Genomic DNA, 26,195 nt, shown 5'->3' with positions numbered 1-26,195 from the left:
AACCTGACAAGCAGCCGCCCCATTGACGATCGCCGATCGCACAGACAAAGAAAGCATATGCACTCGGGCCCGCGACGTACTGCTGTCCCACCCAGGGGCTACAGCGCCAAAGATTGTCTGTGATGTTCGAGGGCGAGAAGCCTTTAAGCCGAGAGGATTTGACGAGTTTCGATTTTGAAAGCCGCTCTAGCCGGACTCGTGCCTTCAGACAAAAGACATTCAGCCTATGGGATATTTAATACAGGCTATGGCCTATCATGGTTTCTGGGCAGTTTGGCGATGGGAATTTTGTACGATCGCTCTGGTTTCCGGGCTGGTTGTATTTTCAGTTGCGCTCCCACGAGCTGCTATTCCAGTCTTATTCCTGGTTCCAAGGCGATCGCCCGTCGCGGGCGATCGACCAAATAGTCGGCAGTAACTTGTCAGTTATTAGCTGTCAGTTATCAGTTATACATTTTTTTTGACTGATGACTGTTGACTAATGACTAATGACTAATGACTAATAACTCATGACTAATAACTCATGACTAATGACTAATAACTAAAGTTAAACAACAAGCGAGGGGGTTTAGTTGTGGTAGTTCAAACAGCAACAGAGTGCCTCATTACCTTAGAAGGCGTTAGCAAGGCTTACCAGCAGCCCAACGGTCAAAAAATATCTATTTTAGAGCCAATTAATTTAGAACTGCGAGCGGGCGAAATAGTAGCTTTGCTCGGTCCTTCCGGTTCCGGAAAATCAACATTAATGCGGATGATAGCCGGACTAATCCCGCCCAGCGACGGTCAAGTTCTCTACCACAATCGTCCCTTAGTCGGCTTAAATCCCGGGATAGCAATTGTATTTCAAAACTTTGCCCTCTATCCCTGGCTGACGGTACTAGAAAATGTAGAATTAGGCTTAAAAGCTAAAGGAGAATTGCCAGAACCGCGCCGGCAAAAAGCCTTGCGCATGATTGACATTATCGGTTTGGATGGATTTGAAAATGCTTATCCGAAAGAACTTTCCGGCGGAATGCGGCAGCGGGTGGGATTTGCTAGAGCTTTGGCGGTAGAACCCGAATTGCTTTGCATGGATGAACCGTTTTCAGCTTTAGATGTGCTGACGGCAGAAAACTTGCGGTTTGAGTTATTAGATTTGTGGCTGGAAAAAAAGATTCCGACTAAAGCTGTGTTAATCGTAACTCACGGGATTGAGGAAGCGGTAATTTTAGCCGATCGCATTGTAGTCCTCGGCCGCAATCCCGGACGAATTCGCGCCGAACTGACGGTGACTTTGCCGCACTACCGCGATCGCAAAACAGCAGAATTCCAATCCCTCGTAGACCAAGTGTACAAAATTCTGACGAATCCAGAGTTAAGCTGCGAAACCCTGGCTGCACCTACTGCAAATGCCACTACGGTGTCTCAACCTGAGCCCGCGCCCAGTGCTAAATACCAATCTCTGCCGCAGGTGCGCACCGGTGCGATCGCAGGTTTGTTGGAACTCTTAGAAGACCGCAAGGAGAAAGACCTCTACCGCCTCGGTCAAGAATTAATGTTAGAGGTAGACGACATTTTGCCGATCGTCGAAGCCGCGAAATTAATGGAATTCCTGGTAATTCAAGAAGGCGACCTGCTGTTAACACCAGTTGGAATTCAATTCATTGACGGCGGAATTGACCAGCGCAAACAAATTGTTCGCACCCAAATTCTGGGCAACATTCGCCTCGTACAGCAAATTTCTCGAATGCTTCAGTCTAAGCGAAATCACCGCATTTCTGAAGAGTTGATTTTGGACATTCTCGAAGCCCACTTTAGCCCCCAAGAAGCCATGCGGCAATTGAAAACTGCGATTGATTGGGGTCGCTATGCCGAGTTGTACAGCTACGACGCACCAGGGGGCGAAATCTTCCTAGAATCCGAAGCTAAAGATCCGTTGACAGTTGACAGTTGACAGTTGACAGTTGATAGTTGACAGTATTCAATTGACAGTATTCAATTGACAGTATTCAGTATTCAGTTGACAGCAGTCATTAGTTATGGGTAATTCGTAATTGATTGGGAAATTCTCCCACTCTCCCCCTCTCCCCCTCTCCGTTCTTATGACAAGACCTCTAACACCCGCCAATAAAACATTAGAAAGATCGGCTTGGACTTGGCAAGACGGCTTGCTGATTCTAGCAATCTTCGCTCTAATCTTAGTAATTGTCCAAACAGCTTCTCAATTCAACAGCGACTACAACCCAAACTTTAAAATTGAGACCACGCTAAATGTCTTGCCAGCCTATACAGCCCAGACTCTTTTACGCATGACAGCAGCCTATTTGTTGTCATTGCTATTTACCCTAGTTTATGCTTATTCAGCTTACCGCTTTCCCGTGGCAGCAAAAATTTTAATTCCCTTATTAGACATTTTGCAGTCGATTCCGGTTTTGTCTTTTTTGCCCGGAGTAGTTTTAGCGCTAATTACGTTATTTCCCGGTCAAAGAATCGGCGTAGAACTCGCATCGATTATCTTAATATTTACTGGGATGACTTGGAATATGACCTTTAGTTTCTACCAGTCGCTTTCCGGCATTCCGCAAGAACTTAAGGAAGCTGCTCAAGTTTATCGGCTCAATGCTTGGCAGCAGTTCTGGACGTTAGAATTGCCTGCCGGTGCGATCGGGCTGGTGTGGAACAGCGTCATGTCAGTGGCGGGCGGCTGGTTCTTTTTGATTGCGATCGAATCTTTTACATTGGGCGCTAAAAATTTTCATTTGCCCGGGCTCGGTTCCTATTTGGGCAAGGCAGCCAATGAAGGCAATTTTGGGGCGATCGGCTGGGGTTTAGCAGTATTAATTGGTGTGATTGTCGCGATCGACTTTTTGATCTGGCAGCCTTTGATTGCTTGGGTGGAAAAGTTTAAATATCAAGCCGTAGAAGCGACCAATGTACCGCAGTCAAAGGTGTTGGATTTTTTAAGGCGATCGGCGACGCTGCGGGTGTTGAAGTCGCGCATTTCGCCCGTAGGTGACAGTTTCGATCGCGGTTTGGCCAGAGGTTTTGCACCTGCTAATTTACCAACAAATCCTCGCCAACAAAGCCGCATCGGAAATTGGATAAATTGGATATTTGTCAGCGGGTTTGCCGCGATCGTGCTTTGGGGAACATGGGAAGCAGTGCTGCTGCTGCGGTTGCTGAGTTTGTCTGAGTGGCAAAAAGTCGTGGGAGGTGCATTTTTCACAGCTTTGCGAGTCATTTGCGCCCTATTTTTATCGCTGTTGTGGACTGTACCTGTCGGAGTGGCGATCGGTCGAAATCCGCGTTTAGCTCAGATTTTGCAGCCCTTAGTACAAATAGCCGCTTCTGTACCGGCAACGGCTTTATTCCCCGTATTGCTGCTAGCTTTAATTCACGCTGGAGGCGGCTTGCAAATTGGTTCTGTGGCGCTGATGATGTTGGGTACAATGTGGTATTTGCTGTTTAATGTTATTGCCGGCGCTCAATCGATACCTTCGGAGTTGTTTGAAGCCGCGCGAGTTTACAAACTTTCCCTAATTGGGCGCTGGAAAACTTTAATCCTGCCCGGAATTTTTCCTTATTTAATCACAGGAATTATTACGGCGGTGGGCGGAGCTTGGAATGCGAGTATTGTCAGCGAATACGTGCAGTTTAAAGGTGAAATAATTAAAACCAGCGGTTTGGGCGAGACGATTTCTGAAGCAACGGCCTCGGGGAATTTTCCTTTGCTGTTAGCGGCTACTTCTGTGATGTCGCTGTTGGTAGTATTGACTAACCGTTTGGTGTGGCGTCCGCTTTACCGTTTGGCCCAAGAAAAATATCAGTTGTTGGTTTAATTCGGGTGGTGAAAGAAAACAGCAATATAGCTGTAGCAATTCTCAAGTGGGTGAGGTAAAGATTGGGAATTGGGAATTGGGAATTGGGAATTGGGAATTGGGAATTGGTAAGACAACTGGGGAGTACAGAAGAGAAAGTTGATAAGCGCTATATCAAAGCTTATCAAAAGCCGCTCCTAATTCTCAGATATGGCAACTTAATTAAAGCAGACAACACCTTTGACCTCAGAAACCCGGTTTCTTCCCAGATTTCTCGTTGCGCTTGCGAAAACTCGTAGAAACCGGGTTTATAGCTACTTATACAAGGCAGTGAAACATAAAAAAAACAATGCAGATGCAGACAAGTTCCAAACCCCTACAAAATAATGCCCCAAATTCAACCACCAAAAGATATTGACAATATTGGTTTTTTGCGTATTATATTAATAACCAGTGAAATATATATTTGGATTCCCAACTAATGAACTCAGCCACGAACAAAAACTTAAAAATCGCAGCATTTACAGCCATATTTTCGATAGTGTTTCCGGCTGCTTTACCTTCAGTTGCCTCAGCCCAGACAGCACTGCAAGAAATTCGGCAAACCGGCATTCTCAAAGTCGGCATTAGAAAAGACGCCGCTCCCTTCGGCTACTTAGAAGGCGAAAAGTGGCAAGGAGTTTGCATCGAAGGCTTAGAACTTTTCAGGGCTGACTTAGAAAAGAAATTAAATCGCTCCGTCCGCTTAGAAAAAGTAGAAACAGACCTCAACGAATCAGCCGAAAAAGGGCGCTTCCGCAGCGTCACCAGCAAGCGCGCTCACTTAGAATGCGGGCCCAATACAATCCTCAAAAATCCCCCCAGCGGGATTGCCTATTCGCTGCCCTTTTTATACAGCGGCACCTATTTGTTAGTCAAGCCGGAAAATAAACTGAGAGTCAATCCTTCGGGATTCCTGCAAGACGCGACAATTGGCGTGCTGAGCGGTTCTGTTACGCAACAATTCATTGCAGGCAGATATCAACTAGCCAACCAGCAAATTTATGAAGGTATCGCGGGCCGACAGTCGGGTGTAACAGATGCGGCATCAGGAAAAATCGATGCCTTCGCCAGCGATGGAATGCTGTTAGTGGGAGAAGCGCTGAGACAGGGTTTAACTCAAAGCCAATATTCTCTGATACCGGAGCAGCCTTTAACCTGCATTTCCTACGGCATGATCCTGCCGGCAAGCGATACTGAATGGAAAGAAACAGTCAACAATTTTATTCGCAATCAAAGTTCGACGAACCTGTTGGAAAAAGTGTTCGGGCCCAATTCTCCTTTCCTACCGATGAGTATCGCCGATCAAAATAAATGTATTTGATCCCAAATCGGGTAAGGTGCTGCGTGCGTGCCCTATGAATAGGTGTAAGGTGCGGATCTTGTCAGGGCAAGTCCGATCGCTGCAACCAGTGGCGTCAATAGGCTCTAAACTGGATTCAGTTCGGCGCGCAGCACAGGTTTAGGAGGGTCATCAGTGACAGAAAGCAATTATCAATCGTCTTCTCTACCCACCTACGCGCGAAAAGAACTGCGGGAATTAGTTCGATCGCAGTTAAAGGCTTTGTTGGAACAAGGAGACTTTCAAGGAGCAAAAGCGATTTTGCAGCCGGTGCAGGAAGCAGACATCGCTGAAGCTATCGAAGGCCTGCCAGAAACTATGCAAGTAATAGCTTTTCGGTTGCTTTCCAAAGACGAAGCGATCGCAGTTTACGAATATCTCGACTCCAGCGTTCAGCAGTCGCTCTGCGAAAAATTCAAACGCCAAGAAGTCCTAGATATTGTAGACAAAATGTCCCCGGACGATCGAGCTAAACTGTTTGACGAACTGCCGGCAATCTTAGTCCGCCGCCTCTTGGGTCAATTGAGCCCAACGGAACGCGAAGCTACGGCCCAACTCTTGGGTTACGAAGCCAGTACCGCCGGCCGGATCATGACCCCAGAATACATTTCTCTCAAAGAAAGCTTTACCGTCGCCCAAGCTTTAGATAGAATTCGCTCTTTGGCTAAAACTACCGAAACAATTTATTCTCTTTACGTCACCGATGCGGCCAGACGGCTGAGCGGCATTTTATCCTTGGGGGATTTAGTCACTTCTCCCCTCGACAAAACTGTCGGCGAAATTATGACCCGCGAGGTAGTTTCTGTGCAAACAGGAACCGATCGAGAAGAAGTAGCTAGGCTGATCCAGCGTTACGATTTTTTAGCCGTGCCCGTTGTAGACCGCGAACAGCGCCTTGTGGGGATCATTACAGTTGACGACGCGATCGACATTTTAGAACAAGAAGCTGATAAAGATATTTATACCTTAGGCGGCGTCCAGTCCGGCGGCGACAATTATTTTCAGACCGATTTAATTACCGTTGCCCGCAAAAGGGTGGTGTGGCTGTTTGTTCTGCTTTTAACCAATACTGTCACCGGGGCAATTATTAGAGCTCAAGAAGATATTTTGCACCAAGTAGTTGCCCTAGCCGCCTTTATTCCGCTGCTGACGGGTACTGGAGGGAATGTCGGGGCTCAGTCCTCAACTGTGGTAATTCGCGGTTTGAACACTGACGAAATTACAGCAATGGGCCCGTTTCAAGTAATTGTCCGCGAGGGGATGGCAGGAGCGCTGCTAGGAGCTATATTGGGGACGGTAGCGACGGGCTGGGCTTACACTCTGCAAGGGAATTTAGCCGTGGCAATCGCGGTGGGGGTGAGTTTGTTGGCGATCGCAATTTTAGCTTCTATTGCCGGTTCAGCTCTGCCGTTTCTCTTTCGTTCTTTGGGTTTAGACCCCGCTTTAATGTCTGCTCCTTTTATTACCACCGCAGTTGATGTCCTCGGGGTCTTGATTTATTTCACTTTAGCTCGACTAATTTTGCAAATATAATATATGTAACTAGATGGCTGTCAATAAAAAATTTAATTTGTTGTTCACCAGTGCTAAATTATGGGCCCAAAGCGCTCACACTTTATTTTTACTCACACACTTATACCAGTTTAAAAAAATAATGCAACTTTAGACCCCTGCTCCCAACCGTGAAATCAGTCATTCCCCATTGTTCAATCGAAAATCTAAAATCTAAAATCTAAAATCGTATTAACCTATGTCATCATCTAATTCACCAACCAAAATCCCAAATCCCAAGTCGATCAATTTGTTAGAAACTGCTGAATTGTTTTTTCTGGCTGCCTCGGCTTTGGGATTGGCTGCTAGTTTGGTTTTGCACCAGAGCATTTATGTCGAAGTGCCTGTAGTGATTTCGCTGGTGTTGAATTTTGTAAACCGGCAGAAGTTGCGCGGGCAAGTTAAAACAAGTACGGCGGCAGCGTTCGATCGCGTAAACCAACAAGCCGCTGCTAGCGATGGGGCGATCGAGCAATTGCAAATTGCTGTAAATGCTTTAGATACAGCTCTTGCCCAAACATCTCGCGAAAATCTCAATGTTGCGCAGGGAGAAAATGCACACTCTCTAATTTCAGCAATTGAGAACCTGCGCCAGCGACTAATAATTTTAGAAAAAACTATTAAAATGATTCAAAGCGAGATCGAACTCACCAGCCGCCAATTCAAACAGCGGCCGGAGCTGCAACAAGTCGAAAATTTGACAACAGTAATTCTGGACTTGCAGGAGTTTATCAACGAACTGCCGCAGTGGGGGAATTTGCAGCAGCGCCAGCTAACAGAACTCCAGCAACAAGTAGACAATGCTTTGGCTCAGCTTTCTCAAGAAATTGCGGTCATTCCCAGCCGGGTACAGGAGGCTGTAGCTAGTCGCGGCGGGGAAATTAACCAACAGTTGGGTTCGGGCTTGAATGCCGATCGAAAAAATGCCGATCGAGCTAAAACCCAGAATGAGAAAATTCGCCATAAATATCCCAGAGCTTACGTAAAGTGGAGTCGGGAGGAAGACGAGAATTTGCAGAAAGAATATGCTAGCGGTCAACAAATTGGCGAATTGGCTCAGAGATTTGAGCGACAGCCTAGTGCCATTCGTTCGCGCTTGCAAAAATTAGGATTGATCGAATAATATCGAGGTAATTGGGAAAAAGGTAATTGGTAATTGGTAATTGGGAATTGGGAATTGGGCGGAGCGAAGCGGAGGGATGGGCCAAACAGGCCAAACAGGCCAAACAGGCCAAACAGGTCATGGGCCAAACAGGTCATGGGCCAAACAGGGCATCGGCCAAACAGGCCAAACAGGTCATGGGGCAAACAGGCCAAACAGGCCAAACAGGCCAAACAGGTCATGGGCCAAACAGGTCATGGGCCAAACAGGTCATCGGGCATCGGCCAAATAGGGAATTGGGAATTGGGAAAAAGGTAATTGGGAATTGGGAATTGGGAATTGGGAATTGGGAAAAAGGTAATTGGGAATTGGGAAATAGGTAATTGAGAACTTTGCCTTCTTCCTAATGACTAATGACCAATGACTGATGACTAATGACTAATGACTAATGACCAATGACTAATGACTACTGACTACTGACTAATGACTAATAACTAATGACTAATGACTAATGACTTCTTCCATAACAAAGCGATCGCCCTTTTTTGTAAAAGAGCGATCGGCTTTGTTTATTTATTCAGTACCCGCTGCCAACAGCGGCCCCCTAACATCACATCTCAAGGCTTTTTAGCCTTGCTCTACCTCATTCTAGAAATCTTGGGGTAACAAAGAACTTAAACGCTCCAATAAAGGATCGGAATCCCGACGAGGAGCAACCTCAGCATCAGAAACTACATTATCATCCGCCACAGAATTAGACTCAATCGGGTCAGGCTCTACTACTTTTGAAACTTGGGCAAAAGAAACTTGAGCAAACTTACTGTTAACACTCCCCTGCAACTGATCCAACTGCGCGCCCAGTTGACTCAGGTGATGTTCCAGTCCTTCCAAACGGCTTAATTCCTCAGCAGAAACATTGCGCTCGAACTCAGCAAATCTGACCGCAAGTTCAGCAATACGCTGTTCCAACCTCTGAAAGCTATCAGTAGAGCTAGCAGACTCAGATACAGACAAAAACTGCCACAAAGCTTGCTTGCAGAGATTGCTGAAAGTCTGATACTTGGTGAAAGCCAACTCTTTTTCAATAGCCGCCAGCAAAGTTTGATCCGCAGCATCTTCTGTAAACGCCACCGAGAAATTCGCCTTATTTTTTGCCCACAGTGCCATAGGGTTCAAGCCTTAATGCGTTACTTTATCGTGGCTAGCTGAGCCTCAGCATAAATAAACTGTCCCAAAGCATTAGCTTTCCGAGAAGGCTGAGCCAAGTGAGCCTTAAGATTGGCGTCTTTAAGCAAAGGTTGCAGCACCTCCCAGAAAAACTCGCCGCCGCCGCCAGTCAGAACCACATCCGTCACCCGTTCCGGCAGCCACTGCACCAAACGTTCGGACAGTTCGTTAGCGAAAGCTTCCCGCAAATCCTTAATAATCGGATCTAAATTAGTCGGCTTAGTCGCTCCTCTAGGACGGTAGAAACGCTGGCCCTCCGGTTTATTCACCGCTTCTAGTAAAGACAGGGATTGAGGGTCTGCCCCCGGAATCTTTGAGGCAACTTGTTCGTAGAATTTGTTCATGGCGAAGGAATCGCTCTTAGAAGCTGCCCGGGCGAACCGGAAACGATCGACCATTAACAAATCAGTAGTTTGGTGTCCGATATCGACAACAGCCACCGACAGTTCCGGTAAATTCGGCGAAAACTCCTTGTTGTCTTGAGCCTCGCACCAAATCAGGCTGCCGAATCCTTCCGGCATCACCCAAACGTGGCGGATGTCAATTTCCAAACGCTCGCCGCGGTACACCAAAACGTGGGGAGAGCGCAGTTGGCTGATAATCTCTTCCTTTTCCTTCTCAAACTGCTCCTGCGAATAAAAAGGCAAACCCAGCACTACTGCTATTTCGCCCTTCATCTGGAAATATCCAGCACAGGAAAAAACCTTAACCAAAGCATCCACTACTTTCGACTGGTCGGCGCCGCCGAGATTAGCGCCAAAGTCTGCTGCCAGTTGGCCTATAGCGTACCCTTTGCCCTGGTACTCCAGCCACATATCCAACAGAGGGTCTGTTGCTTTCGACTCAAAGCTGCCGCCCCGCACCTTTTCCACGGACATATTAGCCACGTTGGCAGGGATGAACACAACGCTGCTCGGGTTGCGACTCACGCAAGCTTTAGTTGCTGTACGACCCAAATCAGCACTAATAATCGATTTGTGATTCGCGATCTTAGTCTGCTGCGTCAGCATAGCCGAATTAGGAACAAGCTGTCTAGTTGTCATTGAAATGTGTTACCTCACTGAGCCTCACCATTATCATGCCTTATCCCTGGACACTGCCGCGCTTAAAGACAGTGGGTTTTGAGGCGATTCTTTTAACTCTACCTAGATCGGTATTGAAATCAGCACCAAACATTATATTCGGGACGATCGCCCAAACATGGATTTTAGATTTTAGATTTTAGATTTTAGATTAAACAGGCGACAAGAGCGGCCGCTCGGACGGGGGCCAGATACCCTGGATGCTTGATTGTCGGTTTTATTCTCGATCGCGACAATACGCCCTATTGCCCGATCGTGCATTGTTAAGTTAAATTTAGTTAAGATTCTGAGTGTAAACTTTTGTGGCACTCCTCCGACACCGCGAGCTTACCCGATCTGTCCCCAATTCAAGGCACCCGCATTTATGAAAATTTCTTGGCGAACTATACTACTTTGGACTTTACCCGCCCTAGTCATCGGCTTTTTCTTGTGGCAGGGAGCCTTCGCCCCATCCCCTGCTGAAATGACCAAGAACACCGCCAGCACCCGCCTGAGCTACGGTAGATTCTTAGATTACTTAAACGCCGATCGAGTCACCAGCGTTGACCTTTACGACGGAGGCCGCACAGCGATTGTCGAAGCAATCGATCCGGAACTGGACAATCACGTGCAGCGGTGGCGCGTGGACTTGCCCTCAAATGCCCCAGAACTGGTTTCTCGACTCAGAGACTCCAAAATCAGCTTCGACACTCACCCCCTGCGCAACGACGGCGCTATCTGGGGAGTTTTAGGCAATCTAGTATTTCCCCTCTTATTAGTAGCAGGACTGTTTTTCCTTTTCCGCCGCGGCGGCAACGTGCCGGGGGGCCCTGGCCAAGCCATGAATTTTGGCAAATCCAAAGCACGCTTTCAAATGGAAGCTAAAACAGGCGTACTGTTCGACGACGTAGCAGGCGTGGAAGAAGCCAAAGAAGAACTTCAAGAAGTCGTAACATTCCTCAAAAAACCCGAACGCTTCACCGCAGTCGGCGCGAAGATTCCCAAAGGCGTGCTGCTAGTGGGCCCTCCCGGAACCGGCAAAACCCTGCTGGCAAAAGCGATCGCAGGCGAAGCCGGCGTACCTTTCTTCAGCATCTCCGGTTCAGAATTTGTGGAAATGTTCGTCGGTGTCGGCGCATCCCGCGTCCGCGACTTGTTCAAGAAAGCTAAAGAAAATGCTCCTTGTATCATTTTTATCGATGAAATCGATGCAGTGGGCCGCCAGCGCGGCGCAGGTATCGGCGGCGGTAACGACGAACGGGAACAAACCCTGAACCAGTTGCTGACCGAAATGGACGGTTTTGAAGGCAATACTGGCATTATCATCATTGCTGCCACGAACCGCCCCGACGTGCTCGACTCCGCTTTGCTGCGCCCGGGTCGCTTCGACCGCCAAGTGACGGTTGATACACCGGATATCAAAGGCCGCTTGTCCATTCTTGAAGTTCACGCGCGCAACAAAAAGCTGTCTGAGGAGATTTCTTTGGACGCGATCGCCCGCCGCACTCCCGGTTTTACCGGTGCTGATTTGGCTAACTTGCTCAACGAAGCTGCTATTTTAACAGCAAGACGCCGCAAAGAAGCGATTACGATGCTCGAAGTTGACGATGCAGTCGATCGCGTCGTCGCAGGTATGGAAGGCACACCGCTGGTGGACAGCAAGAGCAAGCGCTTGATTGCTTACCACGAAATCGGCCACGCGATCGTCGGTACTGTCATTCAAGCCCACGATCCCGTACAAAAAGTTACCTTAGTTCCTCGCGGACAAGCCCGCGGCTTGACTTGGTTCATGCCCAGCGAAGACCAAGGCTTGATTTCTCGATCGCAAATCCTAGCCCGGATTAGCGGTGCTTTGGGCGGCCGCGCAGCCGAAGAAGTAGTTTTCGGCGATGCTGAAGTAACCACCGGTGCCGGCAACGACTTGCAGCAAGTCAGCGGCATGGCCCGACAAATGGTGACTCGCTACGGGATGTCTACTTTGGGCCCGATCGCCCTGGAAGCTCAGCAAAGCGAAATTTTCCTCGGTCGCGACTACACGGCGCGATCGGAATATTCCGAAGAAATTGCCTCTCGGATTGACGGACAAGTCCGGGAAATTGTCGATCGCTGCTACGAAGATGCCCGCCGAATTATTCGCGAAAATCGTACCGTGGTCGATCGTTTAGTCGATTTGCTGATCGAAAAAGAAACCATCGACGGCGAAGAGTTGCGGCTGATCGTCTCTGAATACACTTTTGTTCCTGAAAAAGAACAATACGTTCCTCAGCTTTAAAAAGTCAGGGCGAATAAAAGCGAATAAAAGCGGGCGAATTCTATTCGCTGCTACACAGACAAAACCCGCCTGCGCGGGTTGCATGAATTCAGTCCGCGCAGGCGGACGAAAGTTTGACAAGAAGCGGTTTCAACCGCCGAGTTAATTGAAGAAATTCAACCCGCGCAGGCGGGTTTTGTTTGACAAGAAGCGGTTTCAACCGCCGAGTGGATTTTTGATATAATAACCGCAGATGAACGCAAATTAAGGCAGATGAAAACTAGATTTTACAAGCACACAACTAAGAACTTGTCAATAGTTTTAATAGCTAGTTTGATTTTTATTCCCCTCAATACTTTGAGCGCCCGCGCAGAAAAATTAAGATGTTTTGTAGATATTTGCATCGACCCCAGCAGCGTAAAATTAAGTAAATCCAATTTTCCCGGTGCTCCTTCTTATTCCGTCAGAACTGTTTTAGGAACTCAGCAGTTTAGTAACGAGAAATTGCTGGCGCAGATGGAAGTTAACTGCAAGCAGCGAGAGTTTAGAACTGTCAGGGTTAGCGAAGATGGCGAAAATTGGTCGAATTTCGATCCGAGATGGACTTTAGTCGATCGCAACTCATCTTTGTCTCGGATGGTTGACTATAGTTGTAAATTGGCGATCGAATAAGCCTAAAATGTCGATCGAGACTTAAGCTTCAAGTCTTTAATTATTCAAGTCTTTAATCTCAAATCGTCTTTGTCTCGGCTGGTTGACTATATAGCAGTTGACAGTTGACCTGTGACCTGTGACAGTTACATAGTACCCTAATCAAACCGTTTATGCTAGCGGTTTCAGGGAGCTATTGATGAGGTTATTTGTGTCCGCGCCAGATGTGGCGGTTGCTATACTTGTAAATTGGCGATCGAATAAGCATAAAATGTCGATCGAGACTTAGGGCTCAATCTAAAATCTAAAATCTAAAATCTAAAATCGGATGACCAACCCCAGCGAATACCGGCAAAGACGCGAACAGTTAATGGCAAAAATTGGCACCGGGACGGCAATATTTCGCAGCGCGCCCGCAGCCGTCATGCACAACGATGTTGAATACGCCTACCGACAAGATAGCGATTTTTTCTATTTAACTGGTTTCAACGAAGCGGAGGCGGTAGCAGTGCTCGCGCCGCACCACGAAGAACACAAATTTGTTTTGTTTGTGCAGCCAAAAGACTTGGAAAAAGAAACTTGGCACGGTTATCGCGCTGGAGTTGAAGGCGCTAAGGAGTTGTACGGCGCCCATGAAGCGTTTCCCATCGCCGAACTTGCCGAAAAACTACCGAAATATTTAGAAAAAGCCGATCGCATATACTATCACTTCGGGCGCGATCGAACTTTCGACCAAACAGTGCTCAATCACTGGCAAAGCTTGATGCGCACTTACCCCAAACGCGGTACAGGCCCCACAGCGATCGAAGATTCCAACATCATTTTACACCCGATGCGGCTGGTAAAAAGCGAAACAGAATTAGCATTAATGCGCCAAGCAGCTAATATCTCAGTGACAGCCCACAATCGCGCCCTAGAATTTGCCAAACCCGGCAGGTACGAATACGAAATTCAAGCAGAAATCGAACATATTTTTGGCATGAATGGCGGCACTCCCGCTTATCCTTCAATTGTGGCATCCGGTAACAATGCCTGCGTCCTCCACTACATCGAAAACAACCGCCAAATGCAGGAAAACGACTTGCTGCTAATAGATGCCGGTTGTGCTTGCGGCTACTACAACGCCGATATTACTCGCACCTTTCCCGTCAGCGGCAAATTCACCGCCGAACAACAGATAATTTACGACTTAGTTTTGCAAGCACAAACGCAGGCAATTCGTCAAGTATATCCCGGAAATCCTTACAGCAAAATTCACGAAACAGCAGTGCGGGTTTTGGTGGAAGGTTTAATGGATTTAAAACTTTTGGTCGGCGACATAGAAGAGATAATTAAAGAGGAGAAATACAAGCCGTTTTATATGCACCGCACTGGTCACTGGCTGGGATTGGACGTGCACGATGTCGGTGTTTATCAGTACGGCGAAAATCCGCAACTTTTGCAAGCGGGACAAGTCCTGACGGTGGAACCGGGGATTTATATTTCTCCTTATATTAAACCCGTTGAAGGACAGCCGGAGGTTCCTGAAAAATGGCGCGGTATTGGTGTGAGAATTGAAGATGATGTTTTGGTGACTGTTGACAGTCATGAAGTCTTGACGGCGGGAGTTCCTAAATAAAGAGAGAAGGCTTTCGGCAAAAGTCAAGAAAGATTTTGACTAATTAAGCTGGCACTGAAGGCTTGAGCTTTGTTAGTATTGCCTTGAAAAAGCTCGATCCAGCACTGCAAAACATAGAGCCATTATGTGTATTTATCCTACAGATATAGATCGACCTCTCGAAAGCTGCGAAGCATTAGTCGCAGAGCAAAGCGCAAAAATTCGGCAACTCGAAGAGGATTTGCAGCAGCAGAGAGAATTGTGCCAGAAATTAGCAGCACAACTCAAAGCAGTCGAGAATGCCGGCTCTTGGGCTCGGGCAACTGAGTGGGATATCACCGACGACGATCGCACTCAGTTAATCGCATCTCTCGAAAAAAGCCAGGAAATGTACCGAACTCTCATCAAACATTATCCGAATGGTTCGGTATTTTTGTTCGATCCTGATTTGCGCTATACTCTGGTTGACGGTCAAGGTTTGGCAGTAGTTGGTTTGTCCAAAGAACAGTTGGAAGGCAAAACCTTGTGGGAAGTAGCCCCACCTGAAGATTTGCAACTTTTTGAAACCAAATATCGCGCAGCTTTAGCGGGAGAAGAGAATAATTTTGAATATAAATACCGCGAGCGCATTTATTCTACAACAGTTGCTCCCGTCAAAAACGACCGGGCAGAAATTTTTGCAGGCATGGTAGTTACTCAAGATATTACCGAAAAAAAGCAGGCAGAATTCGCGCTGCAACGACTGAAGAATGAGCTAGAAATAAAATATCAAAAGCGCACTGAAGATTTAAGAATAGCTAACCAACAATTGCGGGAAGAAATTATCGATCGCTGGCGCACCGAAGAATTTTTGCGGGAAAGCCAGCAACAGCTAGAATTGTTTTTCTCTCAATCTTTAGATGGCTTTTTCTTTATGATGCTGGAGGAGCCAGTACGCTGGGACGATACCGCTGACAAAGAAAAAGTCTTGGATTACGTATTTGCTAGCGGGCGGGTAACGAAGGCAAACGATGCTTTTATAGCTCAATACGGAGCTACTAGAGAAGAGTTGATGGGCTTGAGGCTTAACTCTTTCTTGTCCCACAACTTGGGTGATGGCAGAGAGGCGATCGGGCAATTATTTGATGCTGGCCGAATTCACATCGAATATGACAATCGCAAGTTAGATGGGACTCCTATTTGGGTGGAAGGCGACTATATTTGCATTTACGATTCCCACGGCCAAATCGTCGGACATTTTGGCGTGCAGCGCGATATTAGCGATCGCAAAAAAGCAGAAGCCGCCCTCAGAGATAGCGAAGAACGCTTTCGGGCAACCGTCGAACAAGCCGCAGTCGGCATTACCCACGGCGACAAAACTGGCCGCTATTTGCGAGTCAACCAAAAGTTTTGCAATATTTTAGGATATACTGCCGAAGAATTGCTGTGCCGAACTTGGATGGATGTCAGTTATTGTGAAGATATAGCTCCCGGCTTGGCGAAAAATAACAGGTTGTTTGCTAGGGAATTTGACTGTTTCAACATAGAAAAACGCTTGGTGCGTCGAGACGGTTCTTTAGTTTGGGTAAATATCACTGTTTCCCTAGTCGAAGAACCGTTGAGCGGAGCAGTTTACAACATAGCAGTCATAGAAGATATCAGCGATCGCAAAAAAGCAGAAGCAGCACTGAAAGAAAGCGAAGAAAGGTTCCGACAGCTAGCAGAAAACATTGAAAGTGTGTTTTGGATGGTAGGCGTTCCGCCCCAGGAAATTATTTATATCAGTCCGGGTTACGAAAAAATTTGGGGGAGAAGCTGCGCTGATTTGTATGCTTGCGGGCACTTTTGTGCAGAGTTTATCCATCCAGAAGATCGGGCTCGCGTGATTGCTACCCTCACTAGAAAAGTTGTATCTGAAGACGAGATAGAATATAGAATTGTCAGACCGGACGGCGAAATTCGCTGGATTCGCGATCGGGCTTTTCCGATTAGAAATCAAGCAGGTCAAGTTTACCGCGTCGTTGGCATTGCAGAAGATATCAGCGAGCGCAAACAGGCAGAAAAAGCTATCCGCGAAAGTGAAGAACGTTTCCGCCAGTTAGCAGAAAATATTCAAGATTGCTTCTGGCTAATTTCTGCTGAATTGACCGATCTATTGTATGTGAGTCCAGCTTACGAACAAATCTGGGGGCACAGTCGCGAAGAATTGTATGGCGATCCCTTAAGATGGATGGAGTGGGTGCATCCAGAAGATAAACACCTGTTGTTGCAAGAGGCATTTGGGCGAGTTTTGCAGGGCGAGTCCACCAGTACCGAATATCGGATTTTTCGACCAGATGGCACAATTCGCTGGGTGTGCGATCGAGCTTTTCCCATTTACGACGAATCGGGCAAAATTTATCGGCTTGCGGGTATTTGCGAAGATATTAGCGATCGCAAATTGACTTCGGCCCGCATCCAAGCAGCACTGCGCGAAAAAGAAGTATTGCTGAAAGAAATTCACCACCGAGTCAAAAATAATATGCAGGTAGTTTCCAGCTTGCTGCAACTTCAAGCTCAATACATTGAAGACGAACCGACGCTAGCTTTATTTGAAGAAAGCCAAACCCGCATCCATTCAATGGCTCTGATTCACGAGCAACTTTATCAATCGGAAAATATCGATCGCATCGATCTCCTCCCCTACGTCGAAAACTTGGTTGCTAATTTGTATCAATCTTTTGGTTGCGGCAACACTTCCATCCAATTCAATCTCAATATTGACGCCATATATTTAAACATAGAAACAGCAATCCCTTGCGGCTTAATTATTAACGAACTGGTTTCTAATTCCTTAAAATATGCCTTTAACCAAAGTTTAGAAGGTGAAATTAACATTAATTTTCAGGAAATAAATGCTCACCAATTTTATTTAAGTATTCAAGACAACGGCAGCGGATTTCCGGCGGACTTTGATGTGGAAACTACCGAAACATTAGGATTGCGATTAGTGCGAATGTTGACTCAGCAATTAGAGGGAACTCTTGTGATTGACAGTGAGTGCGGAACTTGTTACCATATTACTTTCATTGAGTTAAATTATCGGCGTCGCATTTAAGAAAAGAAAATGAACCCTAGAAAAATTTTGGTTGTTGAAGATGAATTTATTGTAGCCCAGGACATAGCAGGCCGATTAAAAAAACTGGGTTATGCAGTAACAGCTACAGTTGCTTCTGGGGAAGAAGCTCTAGAAAAAGTCGCCGAAAATCCGCCGGATTTAGTTCTAATGGATATCGTGCTTAAAGGTGACATGGACGGCGTAACAGCAGCCGAAAAAATCCGAGCCAAGATAGATGTACCAACAGTATTTTTAACAGCTTATGCCGACGATAAAACGATGCAAAGAGCGAAACTAACAGACCCATTCGGTTACATTATCAAACCATTTCAACAAAATGATTTGCGGGTGGCGATCGAGATTGCCCTGCACAGGCACGAAATCGAAGCCAAGATGCGAGCCGCTCTCAAAGCTTCGGAAGCAGCCAGAGAGTCGGTGGAAGAAAAATCGCAGCGCCAAAACCAGTATATTTCAATGGCTGCTCACGAATTGCGCAACCCGCTCAACACGATTTTAATCTCTGCCGAGCTCCTGAATCTCGATCGAACTCGCAGCAGTGACGAATCGCAAGTCAAAACCTTGCGCCTAGTGCACTCAGCTACCCAAAAGATGAACCAGCTAATCGACGATATGCTGTTCATGGGGCGAGCTGAAGCAGGCCAACTCAAATGCCATCCATTACCGATAAATTTAGTCGAATTTTGTCAAGATTTGCTAGCTCAATTGCAGTTAGGAAATGAAGCCAAGCACAAACTAACATTAATCCCGTCAGGCGTTACCAGCGCGATGTTAGATCGACAATTGCTGCACTGCATTATTTCTAACTTAATCGTCAACGCCATCAAATATTCTCCAAACGGCGGGCAAGTCACCTTAGAATTGGAATACAGTCAAGCAGGGGAGGGAGACAAAGAAGCTATATTCTGCTTGTCTCCTCAGTGTTTGTTTCCCACTTCCCAATTTACAAATATTAACTCTCCTTTACTAATTATCCGCATCCGAGACGAAGGTATGGGCATCCCAGAAACCGAAGCAGGGAAAATATTTGAAATGTTCTACCGCTGCAAGAATACTGCAAAGATTAAAGGTAACGGTTTGGGATTGACGATTGTTAAAAAAGCTGTGGATGTGCAAGGAGGTGCGATCGCCTGCGAAAGCCAAATCGGCGTTGGTACTACCTTTACAGTCGCGCTTCCTTACGTAGCCCTTTCCTTTAAAACTCAGTAGACTTATTGCATGAATCTTTGAGCGATATATCGAACGCAGATGTCAGGCAGGTGCAGCACAGATGCAACGCAGATAATTTCAAGCAATTATAGTCTAGTAAATCGAGAAAAAATTTCTGCTTTTTTTGTCGGTAGCTATGCGTGTAATATGGGTAAGGTGCGCCGCGGCGCACCCTACAAATAGGTTTTTTATTCCAGGCTTGAAACATCAGCTAATCATCAAAGTGTTGCAAAATCCACTCAACCGCCGTCACTAAATTTGCTGCAATAAAATCCGGTTTAGTATGGTGCTGATACTCCCCGCTCAACACGCTTTCTCCGTAACCAGTCTGCACCAAAATGCCAGTACAGCCGGCATTGTGAGCCATATCAACATCAGTCGCTTTGTCCCCCACCATAAAACTATTCGGCAAATCCAAATCGTGTTCCCAAGCCGCCGCTACCAACATCCCCGTATTTGGTTTTCGCCAAGTCGAATACCGCGTAAATTCGGGGTTTGTTCCGCCTTGGGCTGCGCTTAAATAAGGACAGTAATAAAGAGCATCTAACTTTGCTCCGGCTTCATTTTCTAATAACTGACACAGGCGTTTGTGCAAAGCTTCTATGTGGCTAATCGGATTATAACCCCTCGCTGGGCCCGATTGATTGGAAACCAAACAGCAAAATATTTGTTGGTCATTTAAACGGCGTACAGCTTGGGCTATTCCGGGGATTAAATGCAAATCTTCTACTTTGTGGATGTAGCCGACTTCGATATTGAGAACGCCATCGCGGTCGAGAAATACTGCTCGTTTCATAGAATTGCGATCGATCGGATTGTATATACTGTCTGGAACTGTCAAGGAGTAGAGTTCAAATAATTGGAGTTCAAAGGCTTTTGGGATTTTAAGGTGCCAAAACCGTTTGACCTCAATTATACTCTAGCTACCCTGAAAATTTCAAGACAGTATCTACAGATATTGCAATTAATTTATCCGCCCCCTCACTACTTTTTGTACCAAGCTTGGCGCCACTGTTTCATTTGCTCAATTTCTTGCTTTTGCGAAGTCAGAATCTCTTGAGATAATTTCTTCATTTCCGGCCGCTTCGACTTCACAGAAGCATCTTCAGCCATCACTAACGCTCCTTCGTGGTGGGGAATCATCGCATTGAGAAATCGCAGGTCAAATTCAGCGTCAGCAGCGCCTAAATCCATGCTCATCATCATGCTTTGCATTTGTTCGGGAGTCATTGGCATCATGTGGCCCATTTGAGCGTGATAAGCCATTGGCGTACTGTCGGCTTTGGCGTACCAAGTTTTGCGCCACTGTTTCATTTGATTGATTTCGCGGTTTTGAGCAGCAATAATGTTATTAGCTAGTTTTTTCATTTCAGGGCGTTTGGATTTGTTGAGCACATCTTTTGCCATGTTTACAGCACCTTGATGGTGTACTGTCATCCCATCAATAAATCGCAAATCGTAGTCGGCATCAGCCGGGCCTAAATCCATTGACATACTGTGATTCATGCCATGATTCATGCCACCCATGCCGCTTGGCGCCGGGTCTTGCTTGTTATTTGTTTGGGTTGCTGCGGTAATATTTGGTGATTGAGTTTGGCTTGTAGGAGCTTTTGAACAAGCTGCTAGCACTCCGCTGCTTAAAGCGGCTGTGCAGGTTAATGTCAGCGCTGCAAAGCCTGTTTTTAATGAAATTGGTTTCATAGATTTTATATCCTTAAAGTGGCCACTTAATAATCAGCTTGTCACGTAGAGATGAAATTAGGATGAAATTTACAAAAATCTAAAATCTAAAATCTAAAATCTAAAATCTACTTGACTCTCCTGCTAACTGGAGACTTTATAATAAAGTTAATTCATTGATTGAGCAGAGTAGTTTCTGCTGAGGTTCCAATTATGACTTTACAGCTAAAAGTTCCCAAAATGGCTTGTTCCGCTTGTGCTAATACGATCGCAAAAGCAGTCCAAGCCATTGACTCAGCCGCTGCTGTTGAGGCGGATCTCAAGACAAAATTGGTCGCGATTCAAACCGCTAAGCCGGAAAGTGAAGTTAGAAAAGCGATCGCATCTGCTGGCTATCCAGTCAGTTGACAGTTGACAGTTGACAGTTGACAGTTGACAGTTGACAGTTGACCTGTGGTAGTTGCAAGGAAATTGTCTAATTTAGGAGGGCATTTATGGACAATCTCACACTTAAATTGCGTGGCATGAGTTGTGCAGCTTGTGCTTCCTCTATCGAACAAGCAATTCAATCTGTCCCCGGCGTAAGTGAGTGTCATGTCAATTTTGGGATGGAACAAGCAACCATTCAATACGACTCAAAGGAAACCAACTTAGCAATCATTCAAGAAGCTGTTGATGCGGCGGGATACGAAGCTTTGCCCCTGCAAGAAATGGCAGAGGATGATGCAGAAAAAGCCGATCGCAAATCAGCATCTCACAACTTGCAGCGCAAACTTTGGACAGCAGGCAGCATAAGCATTCTACTCCTTGTGGGTGCAATTGGGGCCATGACAGGCTGGCACCTGCCATTCATTCCCGCATGGCTGCACAATTTTTGGCTGCAATTAGTGCTGACATCACCCGTACAATTTTGGTGCGGCCAATCTTTTTATTTGGGAGCTTGGAAATCCTTTAAACGGCGCGTCGCCACAATGGATACCCTGATTGCTTTGGGTACGAGTGCTGCTTACTTTTATTCTGTATTTGTGACATTTTTCCCCGGTTTCTTCACTTCCCAAGGTTTGACTCCTAGCGTTTACTACGAAGTTGCAGCCAGCGTTGTCGCCTTAATTCTGTTGGGGAAAACCCTAGAAAATCGGGCGAAGGGAGAGACTTCGGAAGCTGTTCGCAAACTCATGGGTTTGCAAGCAAAAACTGCTCGCATAATTCGCAACGGGGAAGAGTTGGAATTGCCGATCGCGCAAGTGGCAATTGGCGACATCGTGCAGGTGCGCCCGGGCGAGCAAATCCCCGTAGACGGAGAGGTAATTGAAGGTGCTTCCACGGTAGACGAAGCAATGGTTACGGGGGAAAGTTTGCCTGTCAAAAAGCAGCTTGGCGACGAAGTTATCGGAGCGACAATTAACAAAACTGGCAGCTTCAAGTTTCGCGCGACCAGAGTCGGAAAAAATACATTTTTAGCTCAAATTGTCAAGATGGTGCAGGACGCCCAAGGTTCAAAAGCCCCGATTCAAAAGTTAGCAGACCAAGTAACAGGTTGGTTTGTTCCCGCAGTAATTGCCGTGGCTTTAGCTACTTTTATTATTTGGTTTAACGCGACGGGTAACTTCACTTTGGCGACCGTGACAATGGTGGAAGTGCTGATTATTGCTTGTCCCTGCGCTTTGGGTTTGGCGACTCCGACTGCTGTGATGGTGGGAACTGGAAAAGGTGCAGAAAATGGCATTTTAATTAAAGGAGCAGAGAGTTTAGAATTGGCTCAGAAAATTCAAATTATTGTGTTAGATAAAACGGGAACTCTCACTGAGGGTAAGCCGACTGTAACTGATTTTGTGACAATTAAAGGAACGGCGGACAGCAATGAGTTAAAGTTGCTGCAATTGGCGGCATCTGTAGAGCGGAATTCCGAGCATCCTTTGGGGGAAGCTGTTGTGAGGTACGCTCAATCTCAAGAGGTGAAGTTGACTGATGTTAAGGATTTTGAGGCTGTGGCGGGGAGCGGCGTGCGAGGGGTTTTAGGGGGAAAGCCGATCGCCCTGGGAACCCTGAGATGGATGCAGGAATTGGGCTGCGATACTGAATATCTGGAGCTGCGCGCGCGCGCTTTGGAAGCTGCGAGCAAAACGGTGGTTTGGATGGCTGTAGAGGGCAAAATTGAGGCAATTCTGGGCATTGCCGATGCCCTGAAACCGTCGTCGGCGCGGGCGGTGAAGGCGCTGCAAAAACTCGGTTTGGAGGTGGCGATGCTGACTGGGGACAATCGATCGACTGCGGAGTCGATCGCCCGATCCGTAGGAATTACTCGCGTTTTTGCCGAAGTTAGACCCGACCAAAAAGCCGCTCAAATCCAAGCGCTGCAAGGGGAAGGAAAAATTGTGGCGATGGTGGGAGACGGGATTAACGATGCACCTGCTTTGGCCGCTTCGGATGTGGGAATTGCGATCGGTACCGGCACCGATGTGGCGATCGCAGCCAGCGACATCACCTTAATTTCCGGCGATTTGCAAGGGATAGTTACAGCAATTCAACTTTCGGGCGCCACCATGCGGAACATCCGCGAAAATCTGTTTTTTGCCTTTATTTACAACATCGCTGGAATACCGATCGCAGCGGGCGTTTTGTACCCAATTTTTGGCTGGCTGCTAAATCCGATTATCGCTGGTGCAGCAATGGCTTTCAGTTCTCTTTCGGTAGTGACTAATGCTTTGCGCTTGCGGAATTTTAAAGCCAAATCTCTTGCATAAATTAGGAGGAATTTGAGCAATGTTTAGCCAGCGTCAAGTTTTAGGAAGTCTCGCAGGTTTAGGAATTATCCTCGGAATTGCATCGGGAGTTCGAGCAAATCAAATATCAACCCATCCGGCAAATTCAACAACTCAATTTCGGCAGATTGAACAGCCGCTAAGTTTAAAAATTGGTGTAACAGCAGGCGGATTGACATTAATTGGTTTAGAACTGTGGTGGTTTTTGTTTAGTAAAAAGCAAGCTAAGCCTCAATACGGTTCAGTTAAGCCCGGAGATCCCCCCTAGCCCCCCTTAACACAAGGGGGGACAAGAGAATTGTCTTGCGTCAACCCCTACTCCCCTTGGGAAGGGGGATTTAAGGGGATCTCCGGGGCATAAACAGTTTTAACAATCGCGTATCGAGCTAAAACCCGGTCAATTTTCCCGTCGCGGTTTTTTCCAGCGAGAACTCGCTAAAATTGAGAAAGCTTAAAAAATTTGGAGTGAGCTAAATGCAACTACTACACACGATGCTCCGAGTCGGCAACCTGGAAGAGTCCCTCAAATTTTATACCGAGGTTCTGGGTATGAAATTGCTGCGGAAAAAGGACTATCCAGACGGTAAATTTACTCTGGCTTTTGTTGGCTACGGCGATGAATCGGATACTACAGTTTTGGAATTAACATACAACTGGGGCGTCGCAGAGTACAATTTGGGGGATGCTTACGGTCATATTGCGATCGGCGTTGATGACATTTACGGTACTTGCGAAGAAATTAAAGCCCGCGGCGGTCAAGTTACTCGCGAACCCGGCCCGATGAAGCACGGTTCAACAGTCATTGCTTTTGTGCAAGATCCTGATGGATATAAAGTTGAATTAATCCAACTGGGAAATCAAGGTAGCAGCAGTCAGAAAGTAGCTGCGGCGACTGCATCTTAGTCGTGGTAGGGTGCGTCACCAACAAACTTTTTGAGTTACGACGTTGAAACTCGGGCTCTGACGCACCTTACTGAGGGGATGCGAGGGGGTTTTCAACACTTTTAATTCGATCGCACCGACGGTACAAACTGCTGCAAGTAACTCTTTTGCCACAAAATAGAAAAACTGTTGCCTATTTGGCTTAAACTATCAAATTTAGGAATTAATTTAGATTCTCGGCGCTTGTCTAAGGCAGCGAGCGTCGCAAAGAATATAGCTAATACTAACAAAAATACCACCATCACAATAAAGAACACAGTCCAATAGACTAGAAATTCACTTTGGTAGTAGTTGACAGTCAATATCGAGTTAATCACTGCATCGGATAAATACAAAAGCAGCCCTATTGAAAACCACACCCCTAACAATACCCACGTCCACTTAAACATCTCTGTTGCAGTCTTGTTATTTTTGGACGCCGAAAGTTCTAAATCTCTAATTCGGCTGTTAATTTTTGATGTAACTTCATACAAAGTATACTGCACAGAATCTCTGATAAAATTCAGATCGTTGTCGAGGTTTATGCACTGTTCCGAGGTACTTTTGTCAACACTCAAGTTTTGGAGTTTCTTGCGGTGAGCAGCCAGTTTATTGCCTAGGGTGTAATCCCATTCTTGCAGCCGCTCTACTGTCAAATACAAAAGTTCCCTATTCGCATCTAACAAGCTCTGGCAATCTACGATCGACTTAACTAACTTGCTAAGATTGTTGATATGCTCGCCTACACTATTTTGGTATTCTCTCTGTTTAGCTGACAATAAATTTGCCATTTCGACATCATCGCCGCACAGCGACAAAGCCTCAGAATACACCTCGTCAATTTCCATTTGGCCTTGAGAGAGTGATGCTTTGCACTCCTCAATTTCGGGAATAGTCAGAGATTCTAAGGGCTGATTTTTTACCTGAAATTTATATACGAGCGCTGTCATAATTTGCGCCGATTTTCGGTCTAGCCGATCTTTGTAAGGTTCTAAAATAATTGCCGAGAGATTTTTTACTGTCGCTTCCGGGTGGTGCAGGAACTCAAAAATTTTGGCAAGTATTTGGGAAAATTCCAAGTCATTAAAATTTTTTTGGGCTACTTCCAAAAAGTTTGTTACCGCTGCATCGTTTTCGGTCTTAAATTTGTACCCATCGCCCCTAAGTGCGATCGCAGCAAATACGCGATCGAGCCAAAACAGATATTCCTCGCAATCCATTGGCACACCGGGCACCAGCCAGCTAGGGCCGTACACCCAAAAATCTCGACAATTCTCATATTCCTTACCGCTGTCATTTCTGCTGCTGTGCTCCACAGCAAATTTGTGGCTGGCTAACAGTTTAATTTGCTCTTCTACAACCTGCCGCTCAATTTCCGCTGCATTGATTGTGACATTGACAGCAGATTCCTTGCCTTGTCCTTGCCCTGCTTCATCCAACCAAATTGACTGCATACTAACAGCCGCAGACCACTGAATTAAAGGAGTCGCTCCCCCTCGCGCTTCCTGTTCCAACACCGCCAGCAGATTTTCCCTATAATCACTTGATAGAGGAAAATTCACACTTGGTATCAGACCCTCTCGCACCTTGCCCAATGCCTGAATTGCCAAAGCGCGAAACAGCAAATTCGGATGCGGTTTTCTGGCGGATTCCGGTATATCTTTCCCTAATATCCCGCTTTTCGGTACGCCCAAAACTTCCGCAAAAGGCTCGGTTCCGCACTGTTGCACGATTGAGTCAACTGTGTTTATTCTTTGCCAAGGTTGACTATACTTAGTTAGAGTGAAGGTCAGCGCTGTGCCGCTGCACTCCATTGACTCAGGGATGGTAGTGCGATCGAGTTTCCAGAGATTGCTTGTCATAATTTGTCGCCATGACAATTGCTAGATCTTAACGCCGTTGTCCGATGTT

The 26,195-nt window shown here is 46.5% G+C and carries 22 protein-coding genes; 17 read left to right on the top strand and 5 right to left on the bottom strand.

Going from position 1 to position 26,195, the window contains the following annotated elements; translation table 11 throughout:
* Positions 1-174: 174 nt before the first annotated feature.
* The 8 genes from QUB63_RS20530 to QUB63_RS20495 all read left to right on the top strand — a co-directional run bounded on the left by QUB63_RS20530 (position 175) and on the right by QUB63_RS20495 (position 8,214).
* Positions 175-408: a hypothetical protein gene (locus QUB63_RS20530; protein WP_332947144.1), complete on the top strand. Its 234-nt coding sequence runs from the start codon at positions 175-177 to the stop codon at positions 406-408.
* Positions 409-574: 166 nt separating this feature from the next.
* Positions 575-1,933: an ABC transporter ATP-binding protein gene (locus tag QUB63_RS20525; protein WP_332947143.1), complete on the top strand. Its 1,359-nt coding sequence runs from the start codon at positions 575-577 to the stop codon at positions 1,931-1,933.
* Positions 1,934-2,081: 148 nt separating this feature from the next.
* Entirely contained in the window at positions 2,082-3,818 is a 1,737-nt protein-coding gene (locus QUB63_RS20520) for an ABC transporter permease (protein WP_332947142.1), read from the top strand.
* Positions 3,819-3,880: 62 nt separating this feature from the next.
* Positions 3,881-4,096, top strand: a complete 216-nt coding sequence (locus tag QUB63_RS20515; protein ID WP_332947141.1) for a hypothetical protein — start codon at positions 3,881-3,883, stop codon at positions 4,094-4,096.
* A gap of 182 nt (positions 4,097-4,278) precedes the next feature.
* Positions 4,279-5,160 (top strand): amino acid ABC transporter substrate-binding protein, encoded by an 882-nt coding sequence (locus tag QUB63_RS20510; RefSeq protein WP_332947139.1) that lies wholly within the window; start codon positions 4,279-4,281, stop codon positions 5,158-5,160.
* A gap of 153 nt (positions 5,161-5,313) precedes the next feature.
* Positions 5,314-6,711 (top strand): magnesium transporter, encoded by a 1,398-nt coding sequence (gene mgtE / locus QUB63_RS20505; RefSeq protein WP_332947138.1) that lies wholly within the window; start codon positions 5,314-5,316, stop codon positions 6,709-6,711.
* Positions 6,712-6,928: 217 nt separating this feature from the next.
* On the top strand, positions 6,929-7,852 hold the full coding sequence (locus QUB63_RS20500; protein ID WP_332947137.1) for a hypothetical protein: 924 nt from the start codon (positions 6,929-6,931) through the stop codon (positions 7,850-7,852).
* Between the two features lie 26 nt (positions 7,853-7,878).
* Entirely contained in the window at positions 7,879-8,214 is a 336-nt protein-coding gene (locus QUB63_RS20495) for a hypothetical protein (RefSeq protein WP_332947135.1), read from the top strand.
* 265 nt (positions 8,215-8,479) lie between these two features.
* On the opposite strand, the gene QUB63_RS20490 is transcribed toward QUB63_RS20495, so the two are convergent.
* Complete coding sequence (locus QUB63_RS20490; protein ID WP_332947134.1) at positions 8,480-8,998, bottom strand: hypothetical protein; 519 nt, start codon at positions 8,996-8,998, stop codon at positions 8,480-8,482.
* Positions 8,999-9,018: 20 nt separating this feature from the next.
* Positions 9,019-10,101 carry a ParM/StbA family protein gene (locus QUB63_RS20485; RefSeq protein ID WP_332947132.1) on the bottom strand — a complete coding sequence of 361 codons (1,083 nt, stop codon included), beginning with the start codon at positions 10,099-10,101 and terminating at the stop codon, positions 9,019-9,021.
* Positions 10,102-10,504: 403 nt separating this feature from the next.
* On the opposite strand from QUB63_RS20485, the gene ftsH2 reads away from it, so the two are divergent.
* The 5 genes from ftsH2 to QUB63_RS20460 all read left to right on the top strand — a co-directional run bounded on the left by ftsH2 (position 10,505) and on the right by QUB63_RS20460 (position 18,921).
* Positions 10,505-12,391, top strand: coding sequence for an ATP-dependent zinc metalloprotease FtsH2 (gene ftsH2, locus QUB63_RS20480; protein WP_332947130.1), 1,887 nt, complete (start codon positions 10,505-10,507; stop codon positions 12,389-12,391).
* 252 nt (positions 12,392-12,643) lie between these two features.
* A complete protein-coding gene (locus QUB63_RS20475; protein WP_332947129.1) occupies positions 12,644-13,042 on the top strand; it encodes a hypothetical protein in 399 nt (132 codons plus the stop codon).
* 307 nt (positions 13,043-13,349) lie between these two features.
* On the top strand, positions 13,350-14,639 hold the full coding sequence (locus tag QUB63_RS20470) for an aminopeptidase P N-terminal domain-containing protein (protein ID WP_332947128.1): 1,290 nt from the start codon (positions 13,350-13,352) through the stop codon (positions 14,637-14,639).
* 124 nt (positions 14,640-14,763) lie between these two features.
* A complete protein-coding gene (locus QUB63_RS20465) occupies positions 14,764-17,694 on the top strand; it encodes a PAS domain S-box protein (RefSeq protein WP_332947126.1) in 2,931 nt (976 codons plus the stop codon).
* Positions 17,695-17,703: 9 nt separating this feature from the next.
* Positions 17,704-18,921: a hybrid sensor histidine kinase/response regulator gene (locus tag QUB63_RS20460; RefSeq protein ID WP_332947125.1), complete on the top strand. Its 1,218-nt coding sequence runs from the start codon at positions 17,704-17,706 to the stop codon at positions 18,919-18,921.
* A 211-nt stretch (positions 18,922-19,132) separates the two neighbouring features.
* Here QUB63_RS20460 and QUB63_RS20455 read toward each other — a convergent pair whose 3' ends face one another.
* Positions 19,133-19,717, bottom strand: coding sequence for a D-glycero-alpha-D-manno-heptose-1,7-bisphosphate 7-phosphatase (locus tag QUB63_RS20455; protein WP_332947178.1), 585 nt, complete (start codon positions 19,715-19,717; stop codon positions 19,133-19,135).
* Positions 19,718-19,905: 188 nt separating this feature from the next.
* Positions 19,906-20,622, bottom strand: a complete 717-nt coding sequence (locus QUB63_RS20450; RefSeq protein WP_332947123.1) for a DUF305 domain-containing protein — start codon at positions 20,620-20,622, stop codon at positions 19,906-19,908.
* A 192-nt stretch (positions 20,623-20,814) separates the two neighbouring features.
* Between QUB63_RS20450 and QUB63_RS20445 the strand changes: the two genes are divergently transcribed.
* The 4 genes from QUB63_RS20445 to gloA all read left to right on the top strand — a co-directional run bounded on the left by QUB63_RS20445 (position 20,815) and on the right by gloA (position 24,266).
* Positions 20,815-21,009: a heavy-metal-associated domain-containing protein gene (locus tag QUB63_RS20445; protein WP_332947122.1), complete on the top strand. Its 195-nt coding sequence runs from the start codon at positions 20,815-20,817 to the stop codon at positions 21,007-21,009.
* 86 nt (positions 21,010-21,095) lie between these two features.
* Positions 21,096-23,345 carry a heavy metal translocating P-type ATPase gene (locus QUB63_RS20440; RefSeq protein WP_332947120.1) on the top strand — a complete coding sequence of 750 codons (2,250 nt, stop codon included), beginning with the start codon at positions 21,096-21,098 and terminating at the stop codon, positions 23,343-23,345.
* 19 nt (positions 23,346-23,364) lie between these two features.
* Complete coding sequence (locus tag QUB63_RS20435) at positions 23,365-23,631, top strand: hypothetical protein (protein WP_332947118.1); 267 nt, start codon at positions 23,365-23,367, stop codon at positions 23,629-23,631.
* Between the two features lie 206 nt (positions 23,632-23,837).
* A complete protein-coding gene (gene gloA / locus QUB63_RS20430) occupies positions 23,838-24,266 on the top strand; it encodes a lactoylglutathione lyase (protein ID WP_332947116.1) in 429 nt (142 codons plus the stop codon).
* 101 nt (positions 24,267-24,367) lie between these two features.
* On the opposite strand, the gene QUB63_RS20425 is transcribed toward gloA, so the two are convergent.
* Positions 24,368-26,146 carry a hypothetical protein gene (locus tag QUB63_RS20425; protein ID WP_332947115.1) on the bottom strand — a complete coding sequence of 593 codons (1,779 nt, stop codon included), beginning with the start codon at positions 26,144-26,146 and terminating at the stop codon, positions 24,368-24,370.
* Between the last annotated feature and the right edge of the window lie 49 nt (positions 26,147-26,195).

The sequence above is a fragment of the Microcoleus sp. ARI1-B5 genome (genome assembly GCF_036705795.1).
Lineage (GTDB): Bacteria > Cyanobacteriota > Cyanobacteriia > Cyanobacteriales > Microcoleaceae > Microcoleus.
The sequence above is the reverse complement of the archived record's forward strand: the minus strand, read 5'-3'. Positions and strand labels throughout refer to the sequence as shown.

Excerpts from the sequence above, each read along its gene's own strand:
- QUB63_RS20520 (WP_332947142.1), top strand. The coding sequence starts at position 2,082 with ATGACAAGACCTCTAACACCCGCCAATAAAACATTAGAAAGATCGGCT.
- QUB63_RS20510 (WP_332947139.1), top strand. The coding sequence starts at position 4,279 with ATGAACTCAGCCACGAACAAAAACTTAAAAATCGCAGCATTTACAGCC.
- QUB63_RS20500 (WP_332947137.1), top strand. The coding sequence starts at position 6,929 with ATGTCATCATCTAATTCACCAACCAAAATCCCAAATCCCAAGTCGATC.
- QUB63_RS20490 (WP_332947134.1), bottom strand. The coding sequence starts at position 8,998 with ATGGCACTGTGGGCAAAAAATAAGGCGAATTTCTCGGTGGCGTTTACA.
- QUB63_RS20485 (WP_332947132.1), bottom strand. The coding sequence starts at position 10,101 with ATGACAACTAGACAGCTTGTTCCTAATTCGGCTATGCTGACGCAGCAG.
- ftsH2 (WP_332947130.1), top strand. The coding sequence starts at position 10,505 with ATGAAAATTTCTTGGCGAACTATACTACTTTGGACTTTACCCGCCCTA.
- QUB63_RS20475 (WP_332947129.1), top strand. The coding sequence starts at position 12,644 with ATGAAAACTAGATTTTACAAGCACACAACTAAGAACTTGTCAATAGTT.
- QUB63_RS20470 (WP_332947128.1), top strand. The coding sequence starts at position 13,350 with ATGACCAACCCCAGCGAATACCGGCAAAGACGCGAACAGTTAATGGCA.
- QUB63_RS20465 (WP_332947126.1), top strand. The coding sequence starts at position 14,764 with ATGTGTATTTATCCTACAGATATAGATCGACCTCTCGAAAGCTGCGAA.
- QUB63_RS20460 (WP_332947125.1), top strand. The coding sequence starts at position 17,704 with ATGAACCCTAGAAAAATTTTGGTTGTTGAAGATGAATTTATTGTAGCC.
- QUB63_RS20455 (WP_332947178.1), bottom strand. The coding sequence starts at position 19,717 with ATGAAACGAGCAGTATTTCTCGACCGCGATGGCGTTCTCAATATCGAA.
- QUB63_RS20450 (WP_332947123.1), bottom strand. The coding sequence starts at position 20,622 with ATGAAACCAATTTCATTAAAAACAGGCTTTGCAGCGCTGACATTAACC.
- QUB63_RS20445 (WP_332947122.1), top strand. The coding sequence starts at position 20,815 with ATGACTTTACAGCTAAAAGTTCCCAAAATGGCTTGTTCCGCTTGTGCT.
- QUB63_RS20440 (WP_332947120.1), top strand. The coding sequence starts at position 21,096 with ATGGACAATCTCACACTTAAATTGCGTGGCATGAGTTGTGCAGCTTGT.
- QUB63_RS20435 (WP_332947118.1), top strand. The coding sequence starts at position 23,365 with ATGTTTAGCCAGCGTCAAGTTTTAGGAAGTCTCGCAGGTTTAGGAATT.
- gloA (WP_332947116.1), top strand. The coding sequence starts at position 23,838 with ATGCAACTACTACACACGATGCTCCGAGTCGGCAACCTGGAAGAGTCC.
- QUB63_RS20425 (WP_332947115.1), bottom strand. The coding sequence starts at position 26,146 with ATGACAAGCAATCTCTGGAAACTCGATCGCACTACCATCCCTGAGTCA.